Genomic DNA, 15,514 nt, shown 5'->3' with positions numbered 1-15,514 from the left:
GCGCCGGTCACGTGCAGGTCGCCCGCCATTTCAAGGCGCCTGCCGGCCCGACGGAACGGGCTACTTCACGGGCGTCAGGATCGGCGCACCCTGGTTCTTGAGCAGGAACACGATGAACCGCGCCGGTTTGGTACTGCTGGCGTTGCGCCCGACGGTATGAATGTCGTTGGGGCCTTCATGAAAGGTCTCCCCCGGCTTGAGCGTGACTTCCTTGCCACCCTTCACACCCATGATGATGGTGCCCTCGAGCACGTAGATGAAACCGTGCGCATCGTGGCGATGCACGGGGTCGTAGCCACCCGGCGGGTACTCCACCATGATCATCTGCACTTCCTTGCCTGGATACTCGGGCAGTGGCTCGGTGGTCAGCGGCGTGACCTTTGCCTCGGGCGCCGCGGCAAAGGCAGGCGGTGCCAGCAGGGCGCAAGAAACGGCCAGCATGGCCGCGATGGAGAGGACACGTCTCATGGCCTTACTCCAGCCCGGCCTTGTCGAGGCCGAACATCTTGTCGGCTGATCCGGGCACCATCTGGAATGCCACGTTGAGCCGGTTCCACGCATTGATGGCCCCAACCTGGAAGGTCAGGTCAGACAGTTCCTTCTCGGAAAACTGGGTGCGCACGCGTTCGAACACATCGTCGGGCACGCCATGGGCCGGCAGTTGGGTCAGCACCTCGGTCCAGGCCAGTGCGGCGCGCTCTCGCGGCGAGAACAGCGTCGACTCGCGCCAGATCGCCACGTGATGCAGGCGCAGCTCGCGCTCGCCGTGGATCCTGGCCTGCTTGACATGCATGTCGACGCAGAACGCGCAGCCGTTGAGCTGCGAGGCGCGGACCTCGACCAGCTCGCGGATGTGCTGCTCGATCGTGGTCTTCTGGAACAGCGCACCGAGTTCGACGAGCTTCTTGGTCAGTTCGGGCGATTGCTGAAAGTAGTTCAAACGTTGTGACATGTGTCTCTCCTGCGATCCAAGGGGGTACGTTCGCCGGCCCCGCTGCATTGCGTCGCGCCACGGGAGCGGCTTGGTATTCATCGTAGGAGGCGGCCCGCCGCGCCGGTAGTACCGCCAAGGTGTCCATACTGTTGTCGCGCCAGCACCAATCGTGCAGGCCGGCTCGGCGGCTGCAGTGCATCGGCACATCGACTCATGAGCGTCATGAACGCGATCAGTCGATCACCCTCACCACGCTGTGAATGCCGTCGCGGGCCATCTTTGCGTACGGGCACAGCCGTTCGGTGTTGCGCACCAGTTCCTCGACCACGTGCCGCGCCACACCGGGCATGCGGATGCGGACATCGGCAATCAGCGCGTAACCGCCGTCAACGGGATCGCGGCCGAACGATACTTCGGCCGCGACGGTGGCCTGCGCCATGTCCACCTGTGCACGCCGGGCCATAAGGCTCAGGGCGCCATGAAAGCAGGCGGCAAAGCCTGCGGCGAACAATTGCTCGGGATTGGTGCCACGGCCAGGACCGCCCATGGCCGCAGGCAGCCGCAGGTCGAGGATCAGGTTGCCATCGTCCGATCTGGCGACGCCGGACGCGCGGCCGTGCCCAGCCTGCCCACCGGTCACCGTAACGGTTGTCGTGTATAGCGCGGTGAATCCCTGGCCCCGGTATCGGTCGAGCAGTGTCAATGGCGGAGGCAGCAGCCTCTCGTTATCCATGTCGTCTCCTGGATCATCCTTTCAGCTGTTGACGAATCCAGTCTTCGAAATGAATGTGTCCCAGGCGCGCTTCGCCTTCGGGCACGAGCGTGCCTTCCTGCAGATCGGCGCCAAAGTAGCTTGCGGCCGGATCGGCCACGACGGTGCGCGCATCGCCGGTGGCCTGCAGGTAGCGTTGCACGAGGTCGCTCATGCGGAAGCGTTCGGGGCCGGCAATGTCGGTCATGCCGTTGATGGGGGCGGCCAGCGCGGCGTCGGCCACCGCATGCGCCACGTCGTCCGAGGCGATGGGCTGGATCAGCGCCGGGGTGATGCGGATCGTGTCCGCCTGCCCGGCCGATTGGGCGATGCCGCCCAGGAATTCCAGGAACTGGGTCGAGCGCACGATCGTGTAGGGAATGCCGGCCTGGCGGATCAGCGCTTCCTGCGCGATCTTGGCGCGGAAGTAGCCGCTTTGCGCAAGCTTGTCGGTGCCCACCACCGACAGCGCCACGTGGTGCGCCACGCCGGCGTCCTTTTCGGCCTGCGCCAGGTTGCGGCCCGAGGTCTCGAAGAAGTGCAGCACAGCCTGATCCTCGAACGAAGGCGAATTGGCGACGTCCACCACCACATGTGCACCGGCCAGCGCCTGCGCCAGGCCTTCGCCCGTCAACGCATTGACGCCCGTGGCCGGCGACGCCGCCAGGACCTCATGCCCCTGCGCAGCCAGCCGCGCTACCACCTTCTTGCCAATCAGGCCGGTACCACCTACGACAACGATCTTCATGACGCATCTCCATGCTTGGGAGTGGAACGAACGTTCCACTTGCCCTGCATGCTAGGTGCGGCCCGGACCGCGCACCAGACCGGCGCCAGGCGCACGGTGTTTCCTGATTTGCACCAATCGGATCGACAACAGAACTACGGAACCGCGTGGCACCCTAGCGATTGACCTTGAGCCGGTACTCGCTGGGCGAGAGCCCGAAATGGCGCTGGAACGTCACGCGCATCCGTTCCTCGCTGCCGAAACCACATTCGTGGGCGATCACGTCGATGGGCCGCCCCGGGTCCTGCAACTGCCGCCGCGCCGCTTCAAGCCTGAAGTGCTCCACGCCCTTGGCGGGCGTGCGGCCGGTCTTTTCCTTGTAGACGCGCGCGAAGTTGCGCGGGCTCATGCCGACATACTCGGCCAGCTTTTCGACCGACAGTTCCTGTGTCGCCAGGTTCTGCACGATCCACAGGTGCAGCGATTCGAAGACCGGCACCTGCCGGCTCTGGGAAATCAGGATTTCGCTCAACTGCGGCTGCGCGCCGGGCCGCTTCATGTAGACCGCCAGTTCCTTGGCGGCATTGAGGGCCACCTCGTGACCATAGTCGGCTTCCACCATGGCAAGCGCCAGGTCGATGCCGGTGGTGACGCCGGCCGACGTCCAGAGATTCTGCTGCCGGACGAAGATCGCGTCGGGGTCCAGGTCCACCGTGGGAAACAGTTCCCGGAAGCGATCGAGCATGGCCCAGTGCGTGGTCGCGCGCTTGCCGTCGAGCAGGCCCGCGAACGCCAGCAGGAACGCGCCGCTGCACACCGATGCCATGCGGCGGACCTTGCCCGACGCGTTGGTCAGCCAGTCGAGCAACGCGGTCTCGGTCTTCGCCACCTCAAGGATGGTGGGCGACCCGGGCACGATCACCGTATCGATGATCCGCAGGTCGAACGACGCCAGCGACACCGAATCCATCGTGGTGCCCTCCACCGTCGCGACCATCCCGCCGGTGAAGCTGGTGGTATGGCAGCGATACCCCGCCAACCCGCGCGCACGCGCGTAGTTGGAGGCGGCCCAGAACACGGTCTGGGGCCCGGCAAGATCGAGCAGGCTCACATCGGGATACGCCACGAACAGGATGTTGCGCGGCATGTCTTCAATGTTTCCAGGGGCGGGGGGCGGCTGATTCTGACTCATGAACGGTATGGCTGTGGACGAGCGATGCTATGCCAATGAGGCGATCCCTTGCAAGCTTGTGCCCCGGACGCAGCGCGGCGCGCGGGTGGCACCAGGGTTGCACGGCCGGCACACCCCGCAGGCGGCGCACGGGCGTTGGCAAGGCGGTCATCGTTCGGCTCCCGTAGGTCACGTGTCCGGTGTCACACGCCGGGTGTCACGGGGTCCGGTGTCACGTCTTGTGGCGTCGCACGACGTCGGGCACAGGCGGCATCCGCGCAGCGGATCGGGCCGGTGGGTGTCGTGGCGACAAGGCAGGTTGGCCGCGAGTCTAGTGACTGGCCTGGCCCGTCACAAGTCAGCGCTGCGGGCAGTGCTGTTTCCACTTTTGCACCAATCGCGGATGACGTTCTCGTGACGTGCCGGGATCGGCTGGCAGTCTGGCAGAAAAAACGGGAACGCTGTCATTTACGGTCTATTAAGCGGTTATTAACATCAACGCGAGGTCGGCCAGGGGGTGGGCAGCAGTGCCGGCGGTCAAATCGACAGCGAGAAGACAATGATTGATGCCGAAAGCGGGCCCGGGCATCCCGACCCGATGCACGCCAACCGGCTGGCCCTGCTGGGCCGTTGCGTGACCATGATCGTCCACGACGCCGCGCAGCCTGTGGCCTCGGTGGCGACGCGCGGCCAGTCGGCGCTGCGCTGGCTGCGGCACGACCCGCCCGATGTCGGTGCGGCCATCGCATCGCTTGAACGACTGGTGGCCGACGCACAACGCGCGGGCGCGCTGCTGGCCGACATCAGGGTGCTGGCGTCGCCCGTGCCGCGGCCACGGCAGCCGGTGCCGCTCGGCGCCGTGCTGCGCGACACGCTGCACTGGCTCGACGACGACCTGCGGCGCCACAGCGTCGACGTGAACGCAGACCTGCGCCGGGAAGACATCGTGGTCCTGGCCGAGCCTGCTGCGCTGCGGCAGCTTGTTGCGAACCTGATCGTCAATGCGATGGAGGCAATGGCCGACACGCCATCGCAGGCGCGGCGTCTGATCGTGCACCTGTCGGCCGAGGGCGCCGACGCCGTGGTGGCCATCAGCGACCGTGGCTGCGGTATCGCCGCCGACGCCCTGCCCCGCCTGTTCGACGCGTTCCACACCACAAAGGTCGACGGAGTAGGTGTCGGGCTCGCGATCTGCCACCGCATCGTGACAGACCACGCCGGCAGCATCCGCGCGGAAAACCGGCGCGACGGCGGCGCACGTTTCGAAGTACGCCTGCCCCGGCAGGATCAAGCGGCATCCCGCGCCACGGCCAGATAGCGCGGGCGCCTTGGGGGAAAGAATGGAATCGACACAAACGGGCGATCCGTCCGATCGCAATTTCAGGCTCAGCCTGCCGAACCGCGCCGACGCGCTGTCGACAAGCTTTGCCGCAAGCTACGCCGGCATCATGGCGTTCATGGCCGTTGCCAGCGAAGGCAGCTTCGCCAAGGCCGGCGAGCGTCTGGGCATCGGCCGCTCGGCCGTGAGCCGCAACGTGCAGAAGCTGGAGGCCCAGCTCAGCACGCGACTGTTCCTGCGCACCACGCGTACCACGCAACTGACGCGCGAAGGCCAGCGCTTCTTCGACAACTGCCATCAGGGCGTGACGCATATCGTCGAAGCGATGAACGACATGCTGGAACTGCGCCAGGGCCCGCCGCGCGGCCTGGTGCGTATCAGCGCCACGGTGGGCTTTGGCCGCAAGATCGTGGCACCGCTGCTCGACAGGTTCGTCAAGGCCTACCCGGATATCGCCATCGACCTGCTGCTGGACGATCGCCCGACCGACTTTGCATCGGAACAGATCGACGTCGCATTCCGCAACGGGCGGATCGAGGACTCCAGCATCATCGCCAAGCAGCTCATTCCGATGCAGATGGCGCTGTGCGCCGCGCCGTCGTATGTGGCAAGGCTCGGGCTGCCGCAGACGCTGGACGATCTGCCGCAGCACGAATGCATCAACTTCCGCTTCGCCAGCGGGCGCATTTTCGAATGGGAGTTCAAGGCCGATGGCGTGGTGCGCAAGTTCCAGCCCCGCGCCCGCATGACATTCAACGACGCCGACCTGGTGCTGCACGCCGTGCTGGAGGGCTGGGGCATTGCGCAGATGTCCGGCTACCAGATCTGCAACCACCTCGCCAGCGGCGAGCTGGTGGTGGCCCTGGCGCGGCATGCGCCCGACGATCGCGGCCATTACATCTGCTACCTGAGCCGCCAGCATCTGCCCACGCGCATCCGCGTCTTCATCGATTTCATGACCGAGCAGATCCGGGCCATGGACCTGAACTGCATGACGGACTTCAACGCGGCCAACGATTGCGAGGGCGCCCTGGAGGTGCCGGCATGAGGCTGACCGCATGGCTCGCCGCCGCTGGGGCCATCGTGCTCTGGGCATCGTTCGCGACGCTGGTATCCCATGCGCCCGACGTGCCGCCGCTGCTGCTGACCGGCATGGCGCTGTGCATTGGCAGCGCAACCTGCCTGCACCGCGTGCGCGAGTGGCGCGTCCCGCCGCGCGTGCTGGCATTCGGCGTGACGTGCCTGTTCGTGTACAACGCCGGCCTGGTCCTGGCATTCCGGCTCGCACCGATTGCCGAAGCCAACCTGATCAACTACCTGTGGCCCCTGATCCTGGTGCTGCTGGGCACCACGGTCTGGCGCGGTATCGAATGCACGGCCAAGGTCGCCGGCGCGCTGCTGGGCTTTGGCGGCTGCATCGTCGCCATTACCGCAGGATCGGGGGCGGTGGCATTTGGCGCCGACCCTGGCGCCGATGCTGGTGGCCTTCCCGGCGGCATTTCCGCAGGCAGGCATATGGCCGGCTACGCCCTGGCGCTGCTGGCCGCCATCGTCTGGGCCATCTACTCGGTCGGCGCGCGCTGGCTGCCACCGTTCTCGTCATGGGCCGTCGGCGGCTTCTGCCTGGGGGCCGGGCTGCTGGCCATTGCCAGCCACCTTGCGATCGAGCCGCGCTTCGTGCCGTCGGGCAGCGACCTGGCGTGGGTGGCAGCGATCGGCCTGGGGCCACTGGGCATTTCGTTCGTGCTGTGGGACTACGCCATGCGGCATGGCAATGCCGCGCAGATCGGCATACTCGGCTACAGCACGCCCGTCCTGTCGATGCTGTGCCTGGCACTGGCGGGCAAGGTCACCGGACGCGACTGGTCGATGATCTTCCTGGCCTGCACGTTGATCGTGGCCGGCGTGGCGCTGGCGTCGATGGGGCCATTGTTGTGGCGGCGGGCGGGCTGGGCGCGCAAGCCGTAGCGCTGCCTGCGGTCCGCAAGAGAACGGCCCAAAAAGAAAAAGCCCCGGAATTTCCGGGGCTTCTTGCTGGGGCCTTATGCGCCGAACGTATTCGCTCAGGCGAAGTTCTTCGAAGCGAAGTCCCAGTTCACGACGTTCCAGAATGCCTCGACGTACTTCGGACGGGCATTGCGGTAGTCGATGTAGTAGGCGTGTTCCCACACGTCGCAGGTCAGCAGCGGCTTGGCGTCGGTGGTCAGCGGCGTGGCGGCGTTCGAGGTGGACACCAGGTCCAGCGAGCCGTCGGTCTTCTTGACCAGCCAGGCCCAGCCCGAACCGAAGGTGCCAACGGCCGTCTTCGTGAATTCTTCCTTGAACTTGTCGAACGAACCGAACTTGGCGTTGATCGCGTCAGCCAGGGCACCGGTCGGCTGGCCGCCGCCGTTCGGCTTCATCGATTCCCAGTAGAACGTGTGGTTCCAAACCTGGGCAGCGTTGTTGAAGATGCCGCCCGACGACTTCTTGACGATATCTTCCAGCGAAGCGTTCTCGAACTCGGTGCCCTTGATCAGGTTGTTCAGGTTCGTGACGTAGGTCTGGTGATGCTTGTCATGATGGAACTCCAGGGTCTCCTTGGAGATGTGCGGAGCCAGGGCGTCATGCGCGTACGGGAGAGGAGGGAGCGTGTGTTCCATTGTTCTGTCTCTACGGTTTTGGTGGGGAGAATGGCCGATTGTAGGTGACTTGCCAGACCCGCGCAAACGGCTCTGGAAAGCCCCCTGACCTCATGTTAGTTTCCCCTGCGGCCGCTCAGGGGAGCATTTCCATCGACTGAGAATCAGTCGCAACCAGGCCGGCGCCAGCGCCCTGGAATGTCTCAGAAAGTGGCCAGTTTCGACTGTACGCCGGCAATTTCGATGTCCGCCGTGCCGTCCGCCAGATGCGCCTCGACAATGCTGCCGGCGCGCAAGTCACTGGGCGACCGCAGGGCCCGTCCGCGATTGTCGAGCAGCACGGCGTAACCGCGTTCCAGCGTGCGCTGCGGGGCCAGCAGTTCCAGTGCCCCCGCCGCGCGGGCCAGCCGTTGTGTTTCACGTTCGTGACGTCGGTCAAGCGCGGCATCCATGCGCGCGGCCATGCGGTCCAGCGTCGCCTGCGCCGCGCCGGTATCGGGCTGGCAGGCCCGCCAGCGCATGGTCAGCACGTCATGCCGATGCCGCTGGGCAGACACCGTATCCCGCAGTGCCGCACGCAAGTGTCGGGCCAGATTGTCGACTTGCGCACGCCGTTCCTGCAGTTGCGCCTGCGGACTGCGCAACTGCCGCGCCAGCCACTGCAGATGCTGCCCGCGCCGTTCGAGCTGGCGATCCATGCATTGCGTCAGCGATTCGCGCGCCCGGCGGGCGGCCTGCAGCAGATGCGCCCGATCGGGACTGACCAGTTCGGCCGCGCCGGTTGGCGTGGGAGCCCGTACATCGGCCACGAAATCGGCAATCGTGAAATCGGTTTCATGGCCCACGCCGGACACCACCGGCACGCGGCTGCGCGCAATGGCCTGGGCTACCACTTCTTCGTTGAACGACCACAGGTCTTCGATGCTGCCGCCACCACGGCACAGGATCAGCACATCGCATTCATCGCGTGCGCTGGCCGTCTCCAGCATCGCCGCAATCTTCTCCGCAGCGCCTGCCCCCTGCACGGGTACCGGGTATACGACCACGTTGACGTGCGGTGCACGCCGTTGCAGCGTGGTCAGCACGTCGCGCATCGCCGCAGCCTGCAGCGAGGTGATCACGCCAATCGTGCGCGGATGCGCCGGGATGGGACGCTTGCGTGCGGGATCGAACAGACCCGCCTGTGCAAGTTTTTCCTTGAGGCGCAGGAACGCTTCGTAGAGATTGCCCAGGCCCGCGCGCCGCATGGCTTCCACGCCAAGTTGCAGCTCGCCGCGCGCTTCGTACATCGACACCACGGCACGTACTTCCACCGCCTCGCCTTCGCGCGGCGTGAAATCCACGTGCTGGTTGCGTCCGCGAAACATCACGCAGCGGATCTGCGCGCGTGCGTCCTTGAGCGAGAAATACCAGTGGCCGCTGGCCGCGCGGGTGAAATTCGAAATTTCGCCCCTGACCCAGGCCAGCGGAAAGCTGCGTTCCAGGACGCCGGCAATGGCGTGGTTGAGTTCGCTGACCGGAATCACCTCGCGCGTGCGCGAAGGCGGCTGAGACGGCGCAAAACGCGAAAGGTTCTCGTTCTCTGGCATGGTGCACGACCGCGCAGGCGGCGTGAGATGGACATGTCCACAGCATAACCGCTATGTCAAGAGGCGTTGGGCAGCGCACACGCATTCGCCCGCAATCCGCATGAGTCGGTACAAGCTATTGATTCATTTGATTTTTCTGACCGGACCAAAAAACAGGCAATGTAAGAGAAAACCTTACGCGTCAACGACTTACCAAAACGTCCCGGCGCTTGTTCACAAAGTTATCCACAGAAGCTTTGGATAATGGATTTGTCAAGGGCCTGGGCTGTGGACAACGTATACCTTGCGCATCGATCCCCGCTGTGGCAACACTCGCGCCCTGTCGAAGTCGACCGCGCCGCACGGCACGCTCCAACGCCCCGATTGCCCAATTTTTAGGCAGATACGTATACCTCCATAAGGATCAAGGGGTTAGCCGTCTTCTCCCGGGCTTATCCACAACCGGTCCACAATCCTGTCCTGTGCCGATGTGGAAAGCGGACGACCTGGTCAAGCCGGCAAGTGGCCCCTGCAGCGCCACCGCATTGCCCATTTTTTAAGCAGAAGAATACTTTTCCTTTTAAATCAACAACTTGGCGAAAGTCTTCGACAACTTTCCACAGCCGATCCACAACACTGTCCCGCCAGAATGTGGAAAGTCCTGCCTGAAGCAGCCGGAGCGGCTCCGCTGACCGCTGGCGCACCGGCCAAACCCGTCTATCCGGTGTGCTTTCCCCGTCTTGCACAAGAAACAGGCAATTGGTGGACAGTCCTTGCCAATCAATGACTTAGGGTGTTTTTCCGAAGGCTTTCCACAACTGGTCCACAATCCTGTCCCGCTTCAGTGTGGAAAGCCGCAGACAGCGCCAACGTGCGTGGCTTGCCGCGCTGGCCGGGGGCGGGTTAGAGTGGCGCCTGCAATTTTTCGAGCATCGCCGGTGCGCACGCGAAAACCAGCGCGCGCATCAAAGGCTGCCGCGCAGTTGTCATTCAGGCTGTTCCATTTCGGGTCTGTCGCTTCGTAGAAATTCGGGGGTCCACGTGTTTTCCATCATTCAAGCGGCCGGCTGGCCGATCTGGCCGCTGCTGCTCGCCTCGGTCATTGCGCTTGCGCTGATCGTCGAACGTTTCGTTTCCCTCAAGCGCAGCAAGATCCTGCCGCCGAAGCTGTACGAGGAGGCGCTCTCCGCCGCCCAGCAGCGCAAGGCCACGCCTGAGGTTGTCAACAATCTCGAGAAGAATTCCCCGCTCGGCCGCGTGCTGGCCGCCGGCCTGCGCCACGTGGTGCTGCAGCCGCAGACGTCGCGCGATGCCGCCAAGGACGTGGTGGAAGAAGCCGGCCGTGCGGTGGCGCACGACCTGGAGCGCTACCTGAACGCGCTTGGCACGATTGCCTCGGTGGCGCCGCTGATGGGCCTGCTGGGCACCGTGATCGGCATGATCGAGATCTTCGGGCACCAGGGCGGCACCGGCGCCAACCCCGAGCAGCTGGCGCACGGCATCTCGGTGGCGCTGTACAACACGGCCTTCGGCCTGATCGTGGCGATTCCGGCGCTGATCTTCTGGCGCTACTTCCGCCGCCTGGTGGACGACTACGTGGCCGAGCTGGAATTCCGCGCCACCGCGTTCCTGGACGCCATCCTGCCGCAGCGCAGGGCCTGACGCGGCCGGGAGCACGCCATGCGTTTCCGTTCCCGCCAGCGGCGCGAGGAGCCAGAGATCAACCTGATCCCGCTCATCGACGTGCTGCTCGTGATCCTGATCTTCCTGATGATCACGACCACGTACTCGCGCTTTACCGAACTGCAGATCCAGCTGCCCACCGCCGATGCCGATCGCGCGCAGCAACATCCGACCGAAATCGTCGTATCGGTGTCGGCACGCGGGGTCTATTCCGTCAACAAGCAGGTGCTGGAGCAGAAGGACGTGACCAGCCTGGCCGACCAGCTGCGCAGCGCCGCCGGACCGGCCGGCAGCGGCCCGCAGCCCGTGGTGATCGTCAATGCCGACGCCCAGGCCACGCACCAGGCTGTGATCAACGTGATGGAAGCGGCCCGCGTGGCCGGCCTGTCGCGCCTGACCTTCGCCACGCAAAGCACGCAGCAGCGCTGACGCCCGCACCGGGCGCGCAGGGCCGGATGGGCGGCAAACTTGCCGCATGCGCTGCGCAATGCCCATAATGTCTGCATCGGGCCGATGCCACCTCCGGGTGGCATCGCCCTTTTCCATCCATCCCGCTCATGCCCGCTCCCCGACACGCCCTTGCCGACTTCGTCACCGCCCAGTGGCAACGCCGCGGCTGGTTCGCCTGGCTGATGTGGCCGCTGTCGCTGCTGTTCGGCCTGATCGCACGCATCCGTCGCCACGGCTACCGCCAGGGCTGGTTCAAGTCGACCCGCCTGCCCATGCCGGTGATCGTGGTCGGCAACGTCACCGTGGGCGGCACCGGCAAGACGCCGGCCGTGATCGCGCTGGCCCAGGCGCTGTGCGAGGCCGGACTGCGTCCGGGCGTGGTATCGCGTGGCTACGGTGTGACACTGAAGCATCCGCGCCGGGTCAAGCCGACCTCGAAAGCCTCGGACGTTGGCGACGAGCCGCTGCTGATTGCGCGTGCCACCGACGTACCGGTATGGGTGTTCCCCGACCGCGCGCTGTGCGCGCAGACGATGCTGGTATCGCATCCGGGCGTCAATGTGCTGCTGCTCGACGACGGCCTGCAGCATTACCGCCTGCAGCGCGATTTCGAGATCGTCATGTTCGACACCCGCATGGGCGGCAACGGCATGCTGCTGCCGGCCGGACCGCTGCGCGAGCCGCTGAGCCGGCCGCGCGATGCCACGCTGATCAACGATCCGAACTTCAAGGCCACGCCCGACAAACCCAATGTCTACGGCATGCGCCTGGAGCTCGACGACGCCTGGCAGCTCAACGACCCGACCATGGCACGCCCGGTGGCGCAGTTCGCCGGCAAGCGCGTGCTGGCCGCCGCCGGTATCGGCAACCCGGAACGATTCTTTGCCAGCCTGCGCCGCGCCGGCCTGGCACCCACGGCAACGATGCCGCTGCCGGACCATTACGACTTCGCCGACGACCCGTTCGCCGGCAATGACGATGCACTCAATGCGGACGTGATCCTGATCACCGAGAAGGATGCCGTAAAATGCGAGCGCTTCGACGACCCGAGGATCTGGGTCGTCCCCACCACGCCCGTGATCGACGCGGGCCTGATCGACAAAATCCGCCGCGTCGTACTGGCGCGCAACCCGGCCGTCGCCACACCCGTCACCACGGGGCAATCCTCCGCCACGGGCGCGGCGACCGGTCTCGACAAGGAACACCAGGATGGACAACCGGCTGCTTGAAATCCTCGTCTGCCCGCTGTGCAAGGGCAAGCTGGAATACGACCGCGCCGCCCAGGAACTGATCTGCCACGCCGACAAGCTGGCGTACCCGATTCGCGACGGCATCCCGGTCATGCTGGCCGATGAAGCGCGCCAGTCGGTGCCCGGCCGCGTGGTGCCCGTGGAACCGTCCGACAACTGATCGGACGCCCGCGCCGCCGGCGTCGGCGCAGTCAGGCAATCATCATGAGCATTCCCGCATTTACCGTCGTCATTCCGGCGCGCCTGGCCTCGACCCGGCTGCCGAACAAGCCGCTGGCCGATATCGGCGGCCACCCGATGATCGTGCGCGTGGCCGAACGCGCGCATGCGTCGTCCGCGCAGCGCACCGTGGTAGCCACCGATGCGCCCGAAGTGGCAGCCGCCTGCGCCGCGCGCGGCGTGGAGGCCGTGATCACGCGTGCCGACCACCCTTCGGGCACCGACCGCCTGTCGGAAGTGGCCGCCCAGCTTGGCCTGGCTGACGACGCCATCGTGGTCAACGTGCAGGGCGACGAGCCGCTGATCGATCCGAACCTGATCGACGAGGTGGCGCTGCACCTGGCCGCGCATCCCGATTGCGCCATCGCCACGGCCGCTCATCCGCTGGACGATCCGGCCGAAGTCTTCAATCCCAATGTGGTGAAGGTGGTGTGCGACAACGCGGGGCGCGCGCTGTATTTCTCGCGCGCACCGATTCCCTGGGCTCGCGACGCATGGGCCGCCGTGCCCACGCAGCCGGCAGCTACCGCACAGGTGCCGATGCCGGCCATGCCCGTGCTGCGCCATATCGGCATCTACGCCTATCGCGCCGGCTTTCTGCGGCGATTCCCGACGCTGGCGATCTCGCCGGTCGAACAGGTCGAAGCGCTGGAACAACTGCGCGCCATGTGGCATGGCGAGCGCATTGGGGTGATGGTGACGGCGGCGGCGCCGGCACCGGGCGTGGACACGCCGGCCGATCTGGAGCGCGTGCGCGCACTCTGGGCACAGGGCATGGCGCAAGACGGCCCCTGAGAATCCGCACGGCGGGGCGACGTAGACCCCAGTTTCCCGCTGGAGTTCATACTGCTGCAACCTGGACGAAGGCCGAACCGGCATTGCCCATGGCATAATGCCTGCCGATACAGAGCCCGCATGCGTGTACTGCACGTCTGCAAAGGCTCGGTGGGGAGATAGAGATCGAGCCGCCCGGATGCGCGCCGCTGGCCCGTCGCCGCGAATGCAGGACCTTCGCACGACCGCCAGGCGACGCCGCGCTTCGGGCGCCGCGCATGAGCGGACGCCGGCATATGCCTTGCCCTTCACGTGGGGACGTAGAGGCATGGCCGGGCGTAAGTCCCGCGTCAAGTTGCAGCGGTACCCTCCTTCCATAGATCCCGCCAGACCGAATTCAAATACCTTGAGGACCCGTAAATGCGTTTGATCCTGTTGGGCGCGCCTGGCGCCGGCAAAGGCACGCAAGCCAAGTTCATCTGCGAGAAGTTCGGCATTCCGCAAATCTCCACGGGCGACATGCTGCGCGCCGCGGTGAAGGCCGGTACGCCGCTGGGCATCGAAGCCAAGAAAGTGATGGACGCGGGCGGACTGGTGTCGGATGACATCATTATCGGCCTGGTGAAGGACCGCCTTAAGCAGCCTGACTGCGAAAAGGGCTATCTGTTCGACGGTTTCCCGCGCACGATTCCGCAGGCCGAGGCCATGAAGGAAGCCGGCGTGGCCATCGACTACGTGCTGGAAATCGACGTGCCGTTCGACGCCATCATCGAGCGCATGAGCGGTCGCCGTGTCCACGTGGCATCGGGTCGTACGTACCACGTGCGCTACAACCCGCCGAAGGTGGAAAACACCGACGACGAAACCGGCGAAGCGCTCATCCAGCGCGACGACGACAAGGAAGACACGGTGCGCAAGCGCCTGGACGTGTACTCGCAGCAGACGCGTCCGCTGGTGGACTACTACTCCGACTGGGCCAGCAAGGGCGACGCGTCGGCCAAGGTGGCACCGCCGCAATATCGCAAGATCTCGGGCGTAGGCGACGTGGACAAGATCACGGCCAGCGTCTTTGAAGCGCTGAAGTAATCGGCGCTGCCCAGCAGTACACCGGAAACGGCCCAGGTTCCCCTGGGCCGTTTTTGTTTTTGGGGCTGACCCAGGCTTACGCGGGGCAATGATTTACGTTAACGTAAACGGCAGGCCAATCGCGGCAGACCAAGCGCGGCATCCAGATCCGCGGCACGCAAATACAAAGGAGACAGACCGATGGACATCCAGGGCAACGTATTCATCGTCACCGGCGGCGCGTCGGGGTTGGGCGCAGGCACCGCGCGCATGCTGGCGCAGGCGGGCGGCAAGGTCGTGATCGCCGACCTCAACGAGGCGGCCGGCACCGCGCTGGCCCAGGAACTGGGCGGCCAGTACGTGAAGTGCGACGTCACCGCCGAGGCCGATGGTCAGGCCGTGGTCGATGCCGCCCGGAAGCTCGGCCGACTGTCGGGCCTGGTCAACTGTGCCGGCATTGCCGTGGCCGCCAAGACCGTGGGCAAGAACGGCCCGCATCCGCTCGATGCCTTCGAGAAGACCATCCGGGTGAACCTGATCGGCACGTTCAACATGATCCGGCTGGCGGCGGCGGCCATGGTGGAAAACACGCCCGATGCCGAAGGCGAGCGCGGGGTGATCATCAATACGGCGTCGGTGGCGGCCTTCGACGGCCAGATCGGCCAGGCCGCCTATGCGGCGTCCAAGGGCGGTGTGGTCGGCATGACACTGGCGATCGCCCGCGACCTGGCGCGCGACGGCGTGCGCTGCATGACCATCGCGCCGGGCCTGTTCGAGACGCCGATGCTGCTGGGCATGCCGCCCGAAGTGCAGGACGCGCTGGGCAAGATGGTGCCGTTCCCGCCGCGCCTGGGCCGCCCGACCGAATTCGCGAAGCTGGCGCAGGCCATTATCGGCAACACGATGATGAACGGCGAAGTGATCCGCCTGGATGGCGCGATCCGCATGCAGCCGAAATAACC

General features: G+C 65.6%; 17 protein-coding genes. 10 read left to right on the top strand and 7 right to left on the bottom strand.

All coding sequences use genetic code 11. From position 1 onward, the window contains the following. Positions 1-60 precede the first annotated feature (60 nt). From ACOABP_RS11955 to ACOABP_RS11935, 5 genes are all read right to left on the bottom strand, one after another. Complete coding sequence (locus ACOABP_RS11955) at positions 61-468, bottom strand: cupin domain-containing protein (protein WP_474225203.1); 408 nt, start codon at positions 466-468, stop codon at positions 61-63. Positions 469-472: 4 nt separating this feature from the next. Next, a complete protein-coding gene (locus tag ACOABP_RS11950) occupies positions 473-952 on the bottom strand; it encodes a carboxymuconolactone decarboxylase family protein (protein WP_474225201.1) in 480 nt (159 codons plus the stop codon). A gap of 214 nt (positions 953-1,166) precedes the next feature. Then, the gene (locus tag ACOABP_RS11945) at positions 1,167-1,667 is read right to left on the bottom strand and encodes an Ohr family peroxiredoxin (protein WP_474225200.1); all 501 of its coding nucleotides are present in this window, start codon (positions 1,665-1,667) and stop codon (positions 1,167-1,169) included. 13 nt (positions 1,668-1,680) lie between these two features. Then, a complete protein-coding gene (locus tag ACOABP_RS11940) occupies positions 1,681-2,433 on the bottom strand; it encodes an SDR family oxidoreductase (protein ID WP_474225199.1) in 753 nt (250 codons plus the stop codon). Between the two features lie 154 nt (positions 2,434-2,587). After that, positions 2,588-3,559 carry a GlxA family transcriptional regulator gene (locus ACOABP_RS11935; RefSeq protein ID WP_474225198.1) on the bottom strand — a complete coding sequence of 324 codons (972 nt, stop codon included), beginning with the start codon at positions 3,557-3,559 and terminating at the stop codon, positions 2,588-2,590. A gap of 583 nt (positions 3,560-4,142) precedes the next feature. Between ACOABP_RS11935 and ACOABP_RS11930 the strand changes: the two genes are divergently transcribed. Genes ACOABP_RS11930 through ACOABP_RS11920 form a run of 3 tightly spaced genes read left to right on the top strand, consistent with a single transcriptional unit; the run spans position 4,143 to position 6,890 of the window. Then, entirely contained in the window at positions 4,143-4,901 is a 759-nt protein-coding gene (locus tag ACOABP_RS11930; RefSeq protein ID WP_474225197.1) for a sensor histidine kinase, read from the top strand. Between the two features lie 22 nt (positions 4,902-4,923). Then, entirely contained in the window at positions 4,924-5,970 is a 1,047-nt protein-coding gene (locus tag ACOABP_RS11925) for a LysR family transcriptional regulator (protein ID WP_474225196.1), read from the top strand. Continuing rightward, entirely contained in the window at positions 5,967-6,890 is a 924-nt protein-coding gene (locus tag ACOABP_RS11920) for a DMT family transporter (RefSeq protein ID WP_474225195.1), read from the top strand. Before ACOABP_RS11925 ends, ACOABP_RS11920 begins: the two co-directional genes overlap by 4 nt. Positions 6,891-6,985: 95 nt before the next feature. On the opposite strand, the gene sodB is transcribed toward ACOABP_RS11920, so the two are convergent. Together sodB and xseA are read right to left on the bottom strand one after the other, a co-directional pair. Beyond that, the gene (gene sodB / locus ACOABP_RS11915; RefSeq protein WP_474225194.1) at positions 6,986-7,564 is read right to left on the bottom strand and encodes a superoxide dismutase [Fe]; all 579 of its coding nucleotides are present in this window, start codon (positions 7,562-7,564) and stop codon (positions 6,986-6,988) included. A gap of 182 nt (positions 7,565-7,746) precedes the next feature. After that, positions 7,747-9,132, bottom strand: a complete 1,386-nt coding sequence (gene xseA, locus ACOABP_RS11910) for an exodeoxyribonuclease VII large subunit (RefSeq protein ID WP_474225193.1) — start codon at positions 9,130-9,132, stop codon at positions 7,747-7,749. A 1,020-nt stretch (positions 9,133-10,152) separates the two neighbouring features. On the opposite strand from xseA, the gene ACOABP_RS11905 reads away from it, so the two are divergent. The 7 genes from ACOABP_RS11905 (at position 10,153) to ACOABP_RS11875 (ending at position 15,512) form a co-directional block, all read left to right on the top strand. After that, positions 10,153-10,773 carry a MotA/TolQ/ExbB proton channel family protein gene (locus ACOABP_RS11905; protein ID WP_474225192.1) on the top strand — a complete coding sequence of 207 codons (621 nt, stop codon included), beginning with the start codon at positions 10,153-10,155 and terminating at the stop codon, positions 10,771-10,773. Positions 10,774-10,791: 18 nt separating this feature from the next. Further along, entirely contained in the window at positions 10,792-11,223 is a 432-nt protein-coding gene (locus ACOABP_RS11900; protein ID WP_474225190.1) for an ExbD/TolR family protein, read from the top strand. 128 nt (positions 11,224-11,351) lie between these two features. After that, entirely contained in the window at positions 11,352-12,473 is a 1,122-nt protein-coding gene (gene lpxK / locus ACOABP_RS11895; protein ID WP_474225188.1) for a tetraacyldisaccharide 4'-kinase, read from the top strand. Then, a complete protein-coding gene (locus tag ACOABP_RS11890) occupies positions 12,454-12,654 on the top strand; it encodes a Trm112 family protein (RefSeq protein ID WP_092595154.1) in 201 nt (66 codons plus the stop codon). Before lpxK ends, ACOABP_RS11890 begins: the two co-directional genes overlap by 20 nt. A 44-nt stretch (positions 12,655-12,698) precedes the next feature. Continuing rightward, positions 12,699-13,508, top strand: a complete 810-nt coding sequence (gene kdsB, locus ACOABP_RS11885; protein ID WP_474225186.1) for a 3-deoxy-manno-octulosonate cytidylyltransferase — start codon at positions 12,699-12,701, stop codon at positions 13,506-13,508. A gap of 399 nt (positions 13,509-13,907) precedes the next feature. Next, on the top strand, positions 13,908-14,573 hold the full coding sequence (adk, locus tag ACOABP_RS11880) for an adenylate kinase (protein WP_474225184.1): 666 nt from the start codon (positions 13,908-13,910) through the stop codon (positions 14,571-14,573). Positions 14,574-14,753: 180 nt separating this feature from the next. Next, positions 14,754-15,512, top strand: a complete 759-nt coding sequence (locus ACOABP_RS11875; RefSeq protein ID WP_474225183.1) for a 3-hydroxyacyl-CoA dehydrogenase — start codon at positions 14,754-14,756, stop codon at positions 15,510-15,512. Positions 15,513-15,514: the final 2 nt, after the last annotated feature.

The organism is Cupriavidus sp. HE11, assembly GCF_056097175.1.
This window is presented reverse-complemented; position numbering and strand designations above follow the sequence as displayed.

Coding starts and splice junctions, on each gene's coding strand:
- ACOABP_RS11955 (WP_474225203.1), bottom strand. CDS start 468: ATGAGACGTGTCCTCTCCATCGCGGCCATGCTGGCCGTTTCTTGCGCC.
- ACOABP_RS11950 (WP_474225201.1), bottom strand. CDS start 952: ATGTCACAACGTTTGAACTACTTTCAGCAATCGCCCGAACTGACCAAG.
- ACOABP_RS11945 (WP_474225200.1), bottom strand. CDS start 1,667: ATGGATAACGAGAGGCTGCTGCCTCCGCCATTGACACTGCTCGACCGA.
- ACOABP_RS11940 (WP_474225199.1), bottom strand. CDS start 2,433: ATGAAGATCGTTGTCGTAGGTGGTACCGGCCTGATTGGCAAGAAGGTG.
- ACOABP_RS11935 (WP_474225198.1), bottom strand. CDS start 3,559: ATGCCGCGCAACATCCTGTTCGTGGCGTATCCCGATGTGAGCCTGCTC.
- ACOABP_RS11930 (WP_474225197.1), top strand. CDS start 4,143: ATGATTGATGCCGAAAGCGGGCCCGGGCATCCCGACCCGATGCACGCC.
- ACOABP_RS11925 (WP_474225196.1), top strand. CDS start 4,924: ATGGAATCGACACAAACGGGCGATCCGTCCGATCGCAATTTCAGGCTC.
- ACOABP_RS11920 (WP_474225195.1), top strand. CDS start 5,967: ATGAGGCTGACCGCATGGCTCGCCGCCGCTGGGGCCATCGTGCTCTGG.
- sodB (WP_474225194.1), bottom strand. CDS start 7,564: ATGGAACACACGCTCCCTCCTCTCCCGTACGCGCATGACGCCCTGGCT.
- xseA (WP_474225193.1), bottom strand. CDS start 9,132: ATGCCAGAGAACGAGAACCTTTCGCGTTTTGCGCCGTCTCAGCCGCCT.
- ACOABP_RS11900 (WP_474225190.1), top strand. CDS start 10,792: ATGCGTTTCCGTTCCCGCCAGCGGCGCGAGGAGCCAGAGATCAACCTG.
- lpxK (WP_474225188.1), top strand. CDS start 11,352: ATGCCCGCTCCCCGACACGCCCTTGCCGACTTCGTCACCGCCCAGTGG.
- ACOABP_RS11890 (WP_092595154.1), top strand. CDS start 12,454: ATGGACAACCGGCTGCTTGAAATCCTCGTCTGCCCGCTGTGCAAGGGC.
- kdsB (WP_474225186.1), top strand. CDS start 12,699: ATGAGCATTCCCGCATTTACCGTCGTCATTCCGGCGCGCCTGGCCTCG.
- adk (WP_474225184.1), top strand. CDS start 13,908: ATGCGTTTGATCCTGTTGGGCGCGCCTGGCGCCGGCAAAGGCACGCAA.
- ACOABP_RS11875 (WP_474225183.1), top strand. CDS start 14,754: ATGGACATCCAGGGCAACGTATTCATCGTCACCGGCGGCGCGTCGGGG.